Below are 13338 nucleotides of genomic sequence, written 5' to 3'. Positions count from 1 at the left end.
ATTAATAGATTAAAAAAAATGACATTAAAAAAATAGTTACTTCAAAAGAGACTAAGATTACTAAATCTTTGTTTCCTATAGCTAATCTTCCATCTAAAATTTTACTTCTTTTCATTTCTATATTCTCTTTGTTTGGATTTAATGTACAGTTAAAACAGTTTGAAATATCTCCACAAGTAGCACAAGCAGGTGCTGTTTTTCCTATACAATCATATAAATATTTTTTCCATCTAATATCATCTGGTTTTAGTTTTGCTAAAGAGGTGAAATTTTTTGACATAAGTTCTCCCATCTCTTTTCTACTAGCTAATCCTAAATCAGAATACAAATGTCCCATTTCTAAAGATGTCTTGGCTATTAATGGAGCTAATTCATCTTTTGCATAAATATCATTTGCATGAAACTGTAGCAGCTCTAAAATTTGTTTCTCCATTAATACTAAATCTCTCATTTTCTTCTCCTACTTAACATCACAGAATTCTAATTCTAGTTTTTCTGGTTTCTTAAGATTGTTATTATTGTCTATGTACAACTCTTTTAAATTTTCCAACTCTTCAATTGATTTTGGTAAAGAGTCTAATTTATTATCTTCTACATCTAACTCTTGAAGTGTTTTAATATGTCCAATTTGTTCAGGCAAAGAGTTAAGTCTATTTGAACTAACACTTAAACTAACTAAATTTTGTAAATTACATATCTCATCAGGAATAGAAGTTAAAAAGTTATTGTCTATTCTTAGAATTTTTAAATCTTCTAATTTACTAATATCAAAATCTAAACTTTTTAAGTTATTGTCACTTAAATCAAGTTTTAAAAGCATATCGTGACTTTCTAAAGATGGTAACTCTTTTATTGTATTACCTTCTAAAATCAAGGTCTCTAACTCTTTTATTTTTGATAAAGAGTTTGGAAGATTAATTAAATGATTAAAAGATAAATCCAAATAATATAACTGTTTCATCGACACAAAAACTTCTGGTAACTCTTCAAGTTCATTTGTTTCTAAAGATAGATATAAAAGCTTTGATAAATTGCCAAATTCAGGCTCTAACTTCTCTATTCTATTTGAAGCAAGAGTTAATCTTGTAAGTGAAGTTAGTTTATAAAACTCTTTTGGTAAAACTTTTATTCTGTTTACATTTAGGTTTAAAATCATTAGATTTTCTAAATTACCTATAGTTTCAGGAAGTTCTTCAATCAAATTATTTTCACATTGTAAATTTCTAAGTTTTTTTAGCTCTCCAATTGCTTTTGGAAGTTTTCTGATTCTATTATTTGAAAGTTTTAAAACATTAAGATTTTTTAAAACACCTATAGATTCAGGTAAATCTTTTAAATTTCTTTTTGATAAATCAAGATGTGTTAAAAACTCCAAATCATCACTATGCGTTGACATTATTGGAGTTAAATCATTTGCTCTAATCCATTTAACGAAGTTTTCAATATCGCTTCCCATAGCTTAATCCTTTAACCTATCATTTTTTGCATCAATTAAAAAAGCTATCTCTTCATAGTCGATTTCACCAAATTCAATCATATTAAATAGTGCCATTAAAGGTCTTCTGCAACAAGTTTGATTACAACCAGTTACAAGTTTTTTTGCTTTTTTATATGGCAAATCAGTATGTTTGAAGATCTCTACAGCTTGGGCAACAGTTTTTTCACCGCACTCACAAATGACTTTATCTTCTAATTTTTCCATTTTATACTACTTATTTTAAATATGGATGTTTCTCTTGAAAATCAAGAACCTCTTTCATAGCACTATTTATCTCTTCACTTAATTTTGGCAAATTTACATAATCTGTCCAGATTCTATCTTCAACAATATCATGTACTTCACCAGCAAGCTCTACGACTTTTCTTTTAAATTTTGCTAACTCTTTCTTTAGTTCTTTTTGCTCTTCTAAAGTTGGTTCCATCTTTTTCTCCTTATAATCCATATAGATTTTCAAGTTTTATATCTGGCAATTCAGTCAAATACATAAGTTTAAAATCTCCATCGATTTTAAACTTATAGCTTTGATAAAGTTCAATAATCTCTTTTTCATTTGCTGGTGCATAAGCATAAATTTTTTTTAATCCTCTATAATATAAAACCCCTCGAAGAAGTTTTTCTGCATCAATAAAAGCCTCACTATCCATAAGCCATGGAGAGATTTTGATAAATCTTTTATTTACTACATAAGAGTGTAAAAATCCGTGCATTGTTGAAAGTTTTAAAGAATTAGAAAAAACACAATCTTTTTTTATGTAATCTTCTCTATTTTGATGAAAAACTTTTTTGTCAATTCTTTTTGAAACTTCATCATAATGTTCACCACTTACTTGTTTGGCTGTTGAATTTGAAAAATTAAAAGCAACAGCTTCTCCTGAATGAGTCATTCTTTTGAAGTTATAAAACTCTTTAAAACCTAGTTCCATTAGTTTTATAGATTTTTTATTTTCAACCAATAAAACAACGTTTTCATTTGGAATATTTTTTAATAAAAGTGAAATTAATCTTGTAAAAACATCTTCATATTTTTCGATAACTTCAAGTACATTTACATAAACATACTTTTCAAAAACATAAGCACTTAATACCCCTACAATTTTTGTTTTTTCATAAGCTGCAAAACAATATTCAGGAAAAACAGTATATGTTTGTTTTAACAATGAGATGTCTAAAAGAGGATTTTGAGTAAATAACTCTTCTAAATTCTCTTCAAAATCACTTTTCAAATATCCAATGAACATAGGTATAACTCTTTTAATTCTTTTGTACTTAATACTTTTTTTCTGTTAGTTACAATCTCTCGTACCTTTGGAAGTATTTTTTGTACTATTTGTATATTAGGCTCAATACCTAATAATTGTAGATGATAAATCAAAGTTGAACTTCCAGAGTGTTTTCCAATAGGAAACTCTCTTTTTAATCCCACAACATCAGGATTAAAAGGCTCATATGCAGTTTTTGATTTCATCATACCATTTACATGAATTCCAGATTCATGGCAAAATATATTTTTTCCGATAATTGGTAAATTTGCATCAACTCTTCTATTTGATGCACTACTTACTGTTTTTATCAATGATTTTAGAGCATTAGAGTTAATCTCTTTTTTTACTCCAAGTAATCGAACAAGTGACATTAAGACTTGTTCAAATGACGCATTTCCAGCTCTTTCGCCTATGCCAATAACAGTGGTGTTCGCGCTTTTTGCTCCTGCTTCATAACCAGCTATGGCATTTGCAGTTGCCATTCCAAAGTCATTATGTGTGTGCATTTCGATGTCTAATAAATTAGCAGAACTTAAATTTTTTATGTTTTCGTATGTCGTGTTTGGTGTTAAAATACCTACTGTGTCGCAATATCTAAATCTGTTCGCCCCTAACTCTTTTCCTAAACTCATAATCTCTTTTAGGAAATCTAAATTTGCTCTACTTGAATCTTCTCCACCAATACAAACAAATAGATTCTCTTTTTTAGCTTGAATAACTACTTTTTCAAGTTGTTTTAACAACCTGTTTTTATCGCCATTAAATTTCACGTCAATCAATATATCTGATACAGGGATTGATAAATCCACAGCTTTAAGTCCACACTTCAATGATTCATCTAAATCGCTCAATGTAGCTCTATTCCAACTCATTATTTGAATAGGTAAATTAAGTGCAAGAATCTCTTTTAAATCATCTTGTTCTTTTTTACCCATAGCAGGAATTCCAACTTCTAGTTCATCAGCCCCAGCTTCATATAAAAGTTGTGCTATTTGTAACTTTTCTTTTGTGTTAAATGCTACGTATGGCGTTTGTTCACCATCTCTTAAAGTTGTATCGTTAATAATTGCCATGTAATAACCTTTAATTTCGATATTAATATAGATGCAAATAGTGTTCCAAAACAAAAAAGCTAAATTTTATTTTTAAATTAAAAGGATAAGGAAGTTAAAAAAGTTAGGTTTTACCCTAACTCTTTTTGTGATTTTGCAGTATCTGAATAGAAATATTTTTGAACTGCAGCAAATACTGATTTTTCAATTGGTTGAAGTGCATATGAATCATCACAAATCAAATTAATTGATTTTAATTCATCCATTGGGCATCCACCAATTTTTTCTGTTAATAAAATATCAACATCTTTTAGTGTGTTTTTAATCTCTTCAATTGGATAAGAACCATCACAATCTTCAGGTCCTTTACAATATGGATTTTCTACTTTTCTGTGCATTACAAATTTGATAGCTTTATCACCAGCTTCATAAATTAAGAACTCTTTAGCATTACCAAAATGTAAGTTAATCATACCTTCACCAGCAGTTGTAACAGCAATTAGTTTAGTTTCACCCGTTGAACTTAATTGTTCTTTGCTAGCTTGTTCAATTTTGATTTTTTCATTTGCTTTTTCAAGTGCAGCTCTCCAGTTTTCAATAACTTGGTGTTTTGCAGCTCGTGCATTGATATCATATTTTTTAGTTAATTCTTCCCAATCCATTTTTACAAATGAATCTTTTGTGAACTCTTCACCTCTATCTTCACCAATTAATCCAACTGCATCAGCTCTACATTGTCTACAGTGTGACATTAATTTCATATCCATTCCACAAGCTTCTTGAGCAGCCATAACTTCTTGGTCAGTTGCACTTGCTTGCCCATTTAGTCCATAATATGTACCAAATTCTGGTTTAGATAATAAAGGCATGATATTATGTAAAAATACACCTAACTCTTTTAATTTTTTAGCAACATTTGGTAATTCTTGGTCATTAACACCTGGAATTAAAACAGAGTTAGCTTTAACTAAAATTCCTCTTTCAGTTAACATCTTGATTCCCTCAAGTTGTCTTTGTAAAAGGATTTTTGCTGCTTCTTTTCCAAATACTTTTTTGTGATTCCATAAAATCCATGGATAAATTTTTGAACCAACTTCACCAGTTTCATCAACAGAATTAATAGTAACCGTTACGTGGTCAACATTATATTTTTGGATTTGGTCAATATAATCTGGTAACATAAGACCATTTGTTGATAAACACATTTTTAAATCTGGTGCTTTTTCATATAACATTTTAAAAGTTTTAAAAGTTTTTTCAGGATTTGCTAATGCATCACCAGGTCCTGCAATTCCTACAACTGAAAGCTGTTGAATCTCACCACCAACATATAAAATCTTCTTAACTGCTTCTTCAGGTGATAATTTAGTACTAGTAACACCAGGTCTACTCTCATTTGAACAATCATATTTTCTATTACAGTAGTTACATTGAATATTACAAGCCGGTGCAACAGCAACATGTATCCTTGCATAGTGTTGATGAGCACCTTCACTATAACATGGATGATTATTAATTTTTGCCATTATATCTTCTTGGATTGATTCTTGAGAACTACTTGAAGTACACGAACAACTCATAGATAACTCCTTATTTGATTTATCAACACAATGCATTTAATGTTCCATACAAAAAATAGGAATAAAAAATGCATATAAAATCCATATCAAATAAGGAAGATATTATGAGAGTTCAAGAAGAGATAAAAAAAGAGTTATTAAAAGAGATATATGGAAATATAGACAATATTTATGATTTTATAGATATCAGATATAAACTAGATAAACCTTGTAATGATGCTGTGATAAAAAAATTAAATGAGTTAAAAGATGTGATTTATAAAGTTTCTAATTTAAGTGATTTAGCTTAAACTAGAAACTATTAATTTAGATTTTCTCTATTTCAAATTTTTTTGCAATTAAAAGTAAAAGTACTCCCCCAAATACAATTAATGCTGTCAAATATAAAGCATAATCATAATTGCCAAATTTTTCAATCAAATATACACTATAAAGTGGTGCGATTACTTGTCCAATTCCATAAGAAGTTGTTAAAGCTCCCATTAAAACAACAGGATTGTGTTTTGCAAGCTGACCTCCAAGATTCATAAAAAGAGCAACTAAACCAACAAAAGTTCCTCCATAAAAAATACCACTTAAAAAATTCATATAAATATTTGTCGTAAATGTTGGTATTAAAATACCAACCATTTGAATCAATAATGCAATGATGATTATATTTACACTTCCATATTTGTGAGCTAATCTCATCCAAATAATACAAGATGGAATTCCAGCAAGTCCAACTAAAGTCCAAGTTAAATTCCCATAACCTGCAAGTCCTGGAAGATTATTTATAATATCTGGTAAAAAAGTACCTTGAACAACAAATCCAACACCTTCTGTGAAATAAGCCATAATAAGTAATACAACAAAAATTGTAAATATTGATGTATCAAATTTGTGTTTTACTACATTTTGTTTTACCATTTTGTCAAAAGATAAAATATATATTGAATAAACTGACAAAATTGCACCAAAAATTGCTAAATACATCCATGCATCTTGCCAAGTTCCACCACTACTTAAAATATATCTGTTTAACAAATCTGTAGTCAAAATAGAAAAACCAATACCACTAAAGTGTATTCCCATAGCTTTTGTTTTACTCTCTATTTGCAATTTTGTCATTACAATTGCAGAACCAACAACTAATCCCATAGCTCCTGCAAATCCTGCAATGATTCTTGCTATAATCCAATAAGTTTCGTTTGTACTAAAAGCTAAAACAAAAGTTGTAAGAACAGCAAGTACAAGACCAAATCTAAATAACATCACTTTTTGGTTTATATCTTTTATAAAAACAGAAAGTATTGAACCAGTTAAATATCCTGCAAAATTTAGTGAAGCTAAAATTCCAGCAAATGTAATATCTAAATAATTTTCTAACATAGAAGGAATTAGTGAAGTAAACGCAAATCTTGCAACTCCAACTCCTGTAATAATTGCAAATATCCCTGCTATAATAATTGATAAGTTATCATTTCTATCTAACAATCTATTCATTTATAAACCTTTCGTTCATTAAATTACGTTATCATATCACTAAAGGTTATCTAGTGTCAAATAATCAATAATGATAGGTGATATAAGGAGAAATGATATGGATATGAATTTATTAAAAGTTTTTGTAAGTGTTGCAAACAAAAAAAGTATTTCACTTGCTTCAAATGAACTAAAATGTGCCCAATCAAATGTAACTTCAAGAATAAAACAACTTGAAAAGATTTTAGGACTTGAACTATTTTATAGGGTTCCTAAAGGAGTTATTTTAACGTCTTCAGGTGAAAGATTTTATCCTCAAGCATTAGAAATACTTCATAAAATGGAAAATGCCATATCAAGTTTAAATCAAGATGAACAAATGACTCACCTAAAAGTTGGCTCAACAGAGTGTAATGCAGTAGTTAGGATTTCTCCTTTTTTAATACAACTTCATAAAGATTTTCCAAAAATGCAACTAGAATTATTCACTGGAACAACAAAAGATATTATGCAATTGATTTTAGATTATAAAATTGATATTGCGTTTATAAGTGGTGAACCAAAAAATGATTCGTTAATGGTTTTAAAAAAATATGAAGAAGAGATAGCTATTTTAGAACCAAATGAAGAGAATGTTCCAAATGTGACATTGACTTTTAAAACGGGTTGCGTTTATGATAAATTTCTAAAAAACTATTATAAAGAAAAAGATATTTATGTTGAGAAATCTTTGTATTTAGGAAATCTTGAGACTATTTTGTCATGTATAAAAGTAGGTATGGGGAAAAGTCTGCTTCCTACAAGTATTGTAAAAAAAATGGGTTATGATAAAGATATTAAAATCACAATTTTACCAAAAAAAGAGGCAAATATTCCAACTTGTTTAGTTTGTAGAAAAGATTCTATTCCAAAAATTAGTGAATATTTAAAAGATATGGAATTGTAAAATTAATAAGCGATGAGTATTGTTTTAGTTAAACCCCTGTAAAGTTTTATACTCATCGGTAATTAATTTTTTAATTCATATCTATTTCAATCATTTTGCCATTTACAATTTGGGCAAACTCCTTTCCAAAATTATAACATTTTTCTAATTCATCTTCATTTGGAATAAGTCTTATTTTCATAGGTTCTATAGGAGGAACTCTAAAATGTAACGATTTCATTCTATCTAAAATCATATTTACAGCTTCTCCACTCCAACCATAACTACCAAAAGCTTGACCTGTTTTTCCTCTTTTTTCTAAATACATCATACAAGAGAGTAAATCCCAAACAGGTTTTGGAGCATCTGCGTTTATTGTAGGAGTTCCTATAAGTATTCCATCACTCTCTTCAAGAATATTTATCATATTTTGTTCTTCAATTGAAGCCAAATCATATAAGCTAGCTCGTATTGTTTTAATACTTTCTGCACCTTCAAATATAGCTTCAGCCATATCTCTTGTATTTTTATAACTTGTTAGATAAAAAATAGAGATGATTTTATTGTTTGAACTGATATTATCAGGTCTATCTAAACTCCATTTTCTATAAAGTTCAATATATTTATATGGCTTTTCTCTTATTATTGGACCATGCAACGTTGCTATCATTTTTATATCTAATTTATCATATAACTTTAAAGCATTTAAAACATATGTTTTAAAAGGTCTCATTATGTGGTCATAATAATATTTAAAAGCGTAAGAAAAATCTCCAACTAAATCATCAAATAATCTACTATCATAATAGTGGCTACCAAAAACATCTCCACTAAAAAGTAAACTATCTTCAACTACATATGAACTCATTGTTTCTGGCCAATGTAAATATGGAGTTGTTAAAAACTTAATTGTTTTTTCTCCTAATTTCAACTCTTTATTTGTCCAAACTGTTTCAAAATCAATATTTTCATTGTTTGTTATTGCTTTTAACATAGGAGTTGCTTGGGGAGAAATCAGAACTTTTGCTTGTGGAGCTCTTTTTATAAGTTCTGGAATTGCACCTGCATGGTCTGGTTCTAAGTGGTGACATAAAACATATTTTATTTCATCATAAGAACAAAGTTGTTCTATTTTTGAAAAGAAGTCACGTTGAAACTCTAATTTTACAGTATCAACTATAATTACACCCTCAGAAGTTTTTATTAAATAGGCATTATACGAAGAACCATTTGCCGTTTTCATAATAATATCAAATGTTCTAATATCTGGGTCAAATGCACCAATAAAGTAGATATTTTCTACAATTTCCAGTGGTTTTGTATGATTCATTGTTGTAGTAACCTTCTCATCCAAATAGGTGGATTTTCTTGCATTTTTATTAATTGTTCTAAAATATCAACAATTTTTTCATTTTCTCTACTTGATTGCATTGGAAAAATTTTACATGATTTAACCATCATTGAAGCCTTTGGTCCAATTTGTTGCACATATAAAATATCACTATCTTCTAAACACTCTATTTTGTATGAAAGTTTTTCTATCTCATCATCAATTTCAAGTGATGAATCAACAGCTCTTAAAAAAGTATATTCATTCCCTATTATTTCATAGATATAAAACTCTTTACACCAACCAAAATGTTGATTAACATAAATATTGTCTTTTGAAGCAAATGCAATTTTCATAATATAAAAATCCTAACCCTTTTATCTATTATTTGTTCAATAGTATTTTTAATCATCTCATATGTTCCAGTTGAAGCTATTGAACAGCCAACACAATTACCTTGATATGCAAGTCTTAACTCAATTTCAGGCTCATTTTTGTAATCAATTAAAACTATATCTCCACCATCTTTTTTCAAAATTGGTCTTATATATCTCTCAAGAGCATCATTTACTTTTTCAAGTTGAGTAGGCAAATCTTGGGCTCTAAAAAATTGATTTAATTCACTCACATCTTCTAAATTTTTATCTGAACCAGTAAGCTGAACTTTTGCCATAACATGACCATTTTGTGCAGCTTTTATCATACAGTCAAAACCTTCTTTTAAACTCTCAAGATTTTGTCTATCTTTTAATAAAATCAAAGCCAATCTAAATGCAGCTTGAACGTGTTCTTTATCTACTGCTTTTCTAAAATACTCTATTGCTTTGTTTATATCCTCTTCAACACCAATTTTAGTTTGGTACATCAAAGCTAAATTAAAATTTGCAGAGTCATTGTCATAAACACTTGCTTTTTCAAACCACTCTTTAGCTTTTGAAAAATCCTTTTCTACACCTTCACCCTTTAAGTACATTAAACCTAAGTTTGCCATAGCTTGGTCATTTTTATAATTTACTTCTTCACTCCAAATTTCAAAAGCCTTTTTGAAATCTCTGTTTTTGTATGCTTCTAATGCTGCTCTATGTTCCATAAATCTAATTCCTTCTCGTGGATTTGGTATTTGTTTACCTAACTCTAATTGCTTTTTAATATGCTCTTTTAAATATGCTCTTGCAAGTTCAACTGCTTCTTCATAATCTTCACTTGCAGCTTTTATATCAAAATCTAAATACTCAACCAAATAAGCGTCACCAAGCTCATGTTCTCCACTGTAACACTCAAATGGGTAATCCAAATTAAGATAGTAATCTAAATCTTTACTCATTAGCTACATCCTACTTTTTTGAACTACAAGCACAACTACCACTTGGCATTCCAGAATCCAAAAGAGTTGAACTATTTGCTTTTGTAACTTCTTTACATTTATTTGATAAAAATTGTCTATAAATTTCATCTATACTTAGATAGTTTTTTACGCAACTATAAACTTTCATTCCACTCTCTTGTAAAGAATTAAAAATTCCTTCTCCCATATGAAAAAAAATCGTGCTGTTTATTTGTTGATTTGAAAGAAACTTAGCTGTTTCCAATCCATCTCCACATCCTTGATTTTTCACTACCTTGAAATGACCAGTATCTTCATTTAAAAAGGCAAAGTATGCAGAGTTTCCGAACAATTCAGATATTGTTGTTGAATCTTTTTTATCTAGAGGTATAGCAATCATTTTAGACTCCTTCATTTATCAGTATTTACTTTGCAAATACTATTCCACAATAATGAAAGAGTGATTTTTTATTTTAAATAACTAATACAATTTATGTCAGGTCTTTCTTTATAACCCCATTCGCACATAGAATCTAAAATAGGAATAAGAGATTTTCCTCTTTGGGTTAAACTATATTCAACTTTTGGTGGAATCATTGGATATTCTTTTCTTATAATCAATTTATCCGCTTCTAATTCTTTTAATTGTGAGCTGAGCATCTTATAAGTAATACTTCCTATTTTTCTTTGTAGTTCATTATATCTTATAACTTCATACTCAGATAATAAGTACAAAATTATCATTTTCCATTTTCCTGAAATTAGAGATAAAGTATAACCAAATGGTGTTTGGGTGATATTATTTTCTTCATTTTTTTTCATTGACACTTTCCTAAATGATAGTATATTACATAAAAGTACATACTTACATTTTATTTTATATTTATATATAATCCAATTAAATTTATAAAAAAGGCTTTAAAATGAAAAAAATATTAGTAAATTTAGTTCATCCAAATATTGAGAATTCCGTTGTAAATAAAAAACTTATAAATGCAATTAGTAACTTAGAAAATGTAACTATAAACAATTTATATACAAACTATCCAGAGTTTAAAATAGATGTAAAAAAAGAACAAGAGTTGTTGTTAAACCATGATGTTATTGTTTTTCAATTTCCAATGTATTGGTTTAGTTCACCAGCACTTTTAAAAGAGTGGTTTGATCTTGTTCTTGAATATGATTTTGCTTATGCAGCTAATTATAAATTAGAAAACAAAGCTTTTGCCGTTGCTGTTAGTTGTGGAGGAGAAGAAAAAGCATTTAGTGAAACTGGTAAAGATAAAAAAAGTGTTGAGGAGTTTCTTTCTCCATTTTTAGGTACAGCAAACTACATAAAAATGGACTATAAAAAACCATTTATATCTTATGGAACAGAATATAAACTAACAGAAGAAGCATTAAATAAATACACAAAAGCTTATGTTGAATATATAAATCAACTATCTAAATAATTCTTTTAATTCTAAATGTCTAAACAGACATTTAGAACTTATTTCTTATGGGAATAGAATTTGCATAAATCATAAAAAAATCCAAAACAAAAGAGGACGTTATGGTAAATAAAAAATTAATCAAAGAATTATTAAGCGAAAGTGCATGTTCTCATAATAAAACAAAAAAATCATCATGTGATAAACCAAAACCAGGAGCAACTAGCGGAGGTTGTGCATTTGAGGGAGCTCAAATCGCGTTATTCCCTTTTGCAGATGTTGTTCATTTAGTTCACTCTCCTGCAACTTGTATTGGAGCATCTTGGGAAACAAGACAAACTTTAACTTCTCACCATGGCGAAAATAACACTGTTACAGGATTTACAACTGATGTTAATACAAATGATGTAATCTTTGGTGGTGATAAAAAACTAGAAGAAGCAATAGATTATATAGTTGAACATAAAAATCCAAAAGGTATATTCGTATATGAAACTTGCGTAACTGCAATGATTGGTGATGATATGGATAATACTTGTGCAAGAATGCAGACTAAACATGGTATTCCAGTAGTTGTTATTCACTCTCCAGGTTTTGTTGGTGGTAAAAATCTAGGCTCACGTCTTGGAGGAGAATCTGTTCTTCATCAACTAATTGGTACAAGAGAACCAGAAGAGATTCATCCTTTTGGAATCAATCTAATTGGAGAATATAATGTTACTGGAGATATGTGGCAGTATACTCCTATTTTAGAAAAAATTGGAATAAAAGTTGTTTCAACACTTGCAGGTGATGGAAGAATTGAAAATATCCAAATGGCACACACTGCAAAACTAAATGTAATTGTTTGTGCAAAATCTCTAATAAGTCTAACAAGAAAAATGCAAGAAAAATATGAAATTCCATATATTTCTATCTCATTTTATGGAAAACGAGATACAACAAATGCTATTAGAAGTATCGTAAATGCTTTTGGTGATGAAGCATTAAGTGCACGTGCTGAAGCAGTTATTGCTGAAGAAGAAGCAAAACTTGAAGAAGCATTAGTTCCATATAGAAAAATACTTGAAGGTAAAAAAGCAATTTTAAATACAGGTGGAAATAAAACTTGGTCAATTGCTAGTGCTTTACAAGATATAGGAATTGATGTAGTTGCAACAAGTGTAAAAAAAGCTACATTAGAAGATAGAGAAATTTGTGCTCAATATGTAAAAATTCTTATGGAAGACCCAAGTGAACAATCAAAATTAATTGATGAACACAATATTGATATTTTACTTGCAGGTGGAAGAAGTTTATATACAGCTATTAAGAAAAAAGTAGCTTTTGTTGATGTTAACCAAGAGAAAAAAGTAAGTTATGGAGCTTATAGTGGTTTAATCAATCTTGCTATTGATGTTTGTAATGCAGTTAATAACAAAGTATTCCAAATAGTTGGGAACCCTGAACCTTGGGGGAATAACTAAA

At 28.8% G+C, this 13338-nt stretch carries 17 protein-coding genes; 4 read left to right on the top strand and 13 right to left on the bottom strand.

Annotation, left to right across the window (positions count from 1 at the left end):
- Position 1: 1 nt before the first annotated feature.
- From AELL_RS00285 to nifB, 7 genes are all read right to left on the bottom strand, one after another.
- Positions 2 to 451, bottom strand: a complete 450-nt coding sequence (locus tag AELL_RS00285) for a nitrogen fixation protein NifQ (RefSeq protein ID WP_118916019.1) — start codon at positions 449 to 451, stop codon at positions 2 to 4.
- Between the two features lie 9 nt (positions 452 to 460).
- Positions 461 to 1456 carry a leucine-rich repeat domain-containing protein gene (locus AELL_RS00280; protein WP_118916018.1) on the bottom strand — a complete coding sequence of 332 codons (996 nt, stop codon included), beginning with the start codon at positions 1454 to 1456 and terminating at the stop codon, positions 461 to 463.
- A 3-nt stretch (positions 1457 to 1459) separates the two neighbouring features.
- A complete protein-coding gene (locus AELL_RS00275; protein WP_118916017.1) occupies positions 1460 to 1702 on the bottom strand; it encodes a hypothetical protein in 243 nt (80 codons plus the stop codon).
- A 10-nt stretch (positions 1703 to 1712) separates the two neighbouring features.
- A complete protein-coding gene (locus AELL_RS00270) occupies positions 1713 to 1922 on the bottom strand; it encodes a CCE_0567 family metalloprotein (protein ID WP_118916016.1) in 210 nt (69 codons plus the stop codon).
- Between the two features lie 10 nt (positions 1923 to 1932).
- Positions 1933 to 2739 (bottom strand): hypothetical protein, encoded by an 807-nt coding sequence (locus tag AELL_RS00265; RefSeq protein ID WP_118916015.1) that lies wholly within the window; start codon positions 2737 to 2739, stop codon positions 1933 to 1935.
- The gene (gene nifV, locus AELL_RS00260) at positions 2721 to 3836 is read right to left on the bottom strand and encodes a homocitrate synthase (protein ID WP_118916014.1); all 1116 of its coding nucleotides are present in this window, start codon (positions 3834 to 3836) and stop codon (positions 2721 to 2723) included. Before nifV ends, AELL_RS00265 begins: the two co-directional genes overlap by 19 nt.
- A 110-nt stretch (positions 3837 to 3946) precedes the next feature.
- Positions 3947 to 5395 (bottom strand): nitrogenase cofactor biosynthesis protein NifB, encoded by a 1449-nt coding sequence (nifB, locus tag AELL_RS00255; RefSeq protein WP_164967197.1) that lies wholly within the window; start codon positions 5393 to 5395, stop codon positions 3947 to 3949.
- Positions 5396 to 5463: 68 nt separating this feature from the next.
- Here nifB and AELL_RS00250 point away from each other — a divergent pair, with 68 nt between their 5' ends.
- Entirely contained in the window at positions 5464 to 5685 is a 222-nt protein-coding gene (locus tag AELL_RS00250; RefSeq protein WP_129096283.1) for a hypothetical protein, read from the top strand.
- A gap of 16 nt (positions 5686 to 5701) precedes the next feature.
- Here the strand turns inward: AELL_RS00250 and AELL_RS00245 are convergent, their stop codons facing one another.
- A complete protein-coding gene (locus AELL_RS00245) occupies positions 5702 to 6880 on the bottom strand; it encodes a YbfB/YjiJ family MFS transporter (RefSeq protein ID WP_118916011.1) in 1179 nt (392 codons plus the stop codon).
- A 97-nt stretch (positions 6881 to 6977) separates the two neighbouring features.
- On the opposite strand from AELL_RS00245, the gene AELL_RS00240 reads away from it, so the two are divergent.
- Positions 6978 to 7805 carry a LysR family transcriptional regulator gene (locus tag AELL_RS00240; RefSeq protein ID WP_118916010.1) on the top strand — a complete coding sequence of 276 codons (828 nt, stop codon included), beginning with the start codon at positions 6978 to 6980 and terminating at the stop codon, positions 7803 to 7805.
- A 70-nt stretch (positions 7806 to 7875) separates the two neighbouring features.
- Here AELL_RS00240 and AELL_RS00235 read toward each other — a convergent pair whose 3' ends face one another.
- The 5 genes from AELL_RS00235 to AELL_RS00215 all read right to left on the bottom strand — a co-directional run bounded on the left by AELL_RS00235 (position 7876) and on the right by AELL_RS00215 (position 11260).
- Positions 7876 to 9114, bottom strand: coding sequence for an FprA family A-type flavoprotein (locus AELL_RS00235; RefSeq protein ID WP_118916009.1), 1239 nt, complete (start codon positions 9112 to 9114; stop codon positions 7876 to 7878).
- Positions 9111 to 9470 (bottom strand): NifB/NifX family molybdenum-iron cluster-binding protein, encoded by a 360-nt coding sequence (locus AELL_RS00230; protein ID WP_118916008.1) that lies wholly within the window; start codon positions 9468 to 9470, stop codon positions 9111 to 9113. Before AELL_RS00230 ends, AELL_RS00235 begins: the two co-directional genes overlap by 4 nt.
- Entirely contained in the window at positions 9467 to 10438 is a 972-nt protein-coding gene (locus AELL_RS00225) for a NifU family protein (protein WP_118916007.1), read from the bottom strand. Before AELL_RS00225 ends, AELL_RS00230 begins: the two co-directional genes overlap by 4 nt.
- A 10-nt stretch (positions 10439 to 10448) precedes the next feature.
- A complete protein-coding gene (locus AELL_RS00220; RefSeq protein ID WP_118916006.1) occupies positions 10449 to 10838 on the bottom strand; it encodes a NifB/NifX family molybdenum-iron cluster-binding protein in 390 nt (129 codons plus the stop codon).
- A 68-nt stretch (positions 10839 to 10906) separates the two neighbouring features.
- Positions 10907 to 11260: a winged helix-turn-helix transcriptional regulator gene (locus AELL_RS00215; RefSeq protein ID WP_118916005.1), complete on the bottom strand. Its 354-nt coding sequence runs from the start codon at positions 11258 to 11260 to the stop codon at positions 10907 to 10909.
- 101 nt (positions 11261 to 11361) lie between these two features.
- Between AELL_RS00215 and AELL_RS00210 the strand changes: the two genes are divergently transcribed.
- Both AELL_RS00210 and AELL_RS00205 read left to right on the top strand, forming a co-directional pair.
- On the top strand, positions 11362 to 11892 hold the full coding sequence (locus AELL_RS00210; RefSeq protein ID WP_118916004.1) for an NAD(P)H-dependent oxidoreductase: 531 nt from the start codon (positions 11362 to 11364) through the stop codon (positions 11890 to 11892).
- Between the two features lie 101 nt (positions 11893 to 11993).
- Entirely contained in the window at positions 11994 to 13337 is a 1344-nt protein-coding gene (locus AELL_RS00205) for a nitrogenase component 1 (RefSeq protein WP_118916003.1), read from the top strand.
- The last annotated feature ends 1 nt before the right edge of the window (position 13338 follow it).

It is taken from the genome of Arcobacter ellisii, from assembly GCF_003544915.1.
Lineage (GTDB): Bacteria > Campylobacterota > Campylobacteria > Campylobacterales > Arcobacteraceae > Aliarcobacter > Aliarcobacter ellisii.
This window is presented reverse-complemented; position numbering and strand designations above follow the sequence as displayed.

Excerpts from the sequence above, each read along its gene's own strand:
- AELL_RS00280 (WP_118916018.1), bottom strand. The coding sequence starts at position 1,456 with ATGGGAAGCGATATTGAAAACTTCGTTAAATGGATTAGAGCAAATGAT.
- AELL_RS00245 (WP_118916011.1), bottom strand. The coding sequence starts at position 6,880 with ATGAATAGATTGTTAGATAGAAATGATAACTTATCAATTATTATAGCA.
- nifV (WP_118916014.1), bottom strand. The coding sequence starts at position 3,836 with ATGGCAATTATTAACGATACAACTTTAAGAGATGGTGAACAAACGCCA.
- AELL_RS00275 (WP_118916017.1), bottom strand. The coding sequence starts at position 1,702 with ATGGAAAAATTAGAAGATAAAGTCATTTGTGAGTGCGGTGAAAAAACT.
- AELL_RS00270 (WP_118916016.1), bottom strand. The coding sequence starts at position 1,922 with ATGGAACCAACTTTAGAAGAGCAAAAAGAACTAAAGAAAGAGTTAGCA.
- AELL_RS00250 (WP_129096283.1), top strand. The coding sequence starts at position 5,464 with ATGCATATAAAATCCATATCAAATAAGGAAGATATTATGAGAGTTCAA.
- AELL_RS00265 (WP_118916015.1), bottom strand. The coding sequence starts at position 2,739 with ATGTTCATTGGATATTTGAAAAGTGATTTTGAAGAGAATTTAGAAGAG.
- AELL_RS00230 (WP_118916008.1), bottom strand. The coding sequence starts at position 9,470 with ATGAAAATTGCATTTGCTTCAAAAGACAATATTTATGTTAATCAACAT.
- AELL_RS00210 (WP_118916004.1), top strand. The coding sequence starts at position 11,362 with ATGAAAAAAATATTAGTAAATTTAGTTCATCCAAATATTGAGAATTCC.
- AELL_RS00235 (WP_118916009.1), bottom strand. The coding sequence starts at position 9,114 with ATGAATCATACAAAACCACTGGAAATTGTAGAAAATATCTACTTTATT.
- AELL_RS00215 (WP_118916005.1), bottom strand. The coding sequence starts at position 11,260 with ATGAAAAAAAATGAAGAAAATAATATCACCCAAACACCATTTGGTTAT.
- nifB (WP_164967197.1), bottom strand. The coding sequence starts at position 5,395 with ATGAGTTGTTCGTGTACTTCAAGTAGTTCTCAAGAATCAATCCAAGAA.
- AELL_RS00225 (WP_118916007.1), bottom strand. The coding sequence starts at position 10,438 with ATGAGTAAAGATTTAGATTACTATCTTAATTTGGATTACCCATTTGAG.
- AELL_RS00240 (WP_118916010.1), top strand. The coding sequence starts at position 6,978 with ATGGATATGAATTTATTAAAAGTTTTTGTAAGTGTTGCAAACAAAAAA.
- AELL_RS00285 (WP_118916019.1), bottom strand. The coding sequence starts at position 451 with ATGAGAGATTTAGTATTAATGGAGAAACAAATTTTAGAGCTGCTACAG.
- AELL_RS00220 (WP_118916006.1), bottom strand. The coding sequence starts at position 10,838 with ATGATTGCTATACCTCTAGATAAAAAAGATTCAACAACAATATCTGAA.
- AELL_RS00205 (WP_118916003.1), top strand. The coding sequence starts at position 11,994 with ATGGTAAATAAAAAATTAATCAAAGAATTATTAAGCGAAAGTGCATGT.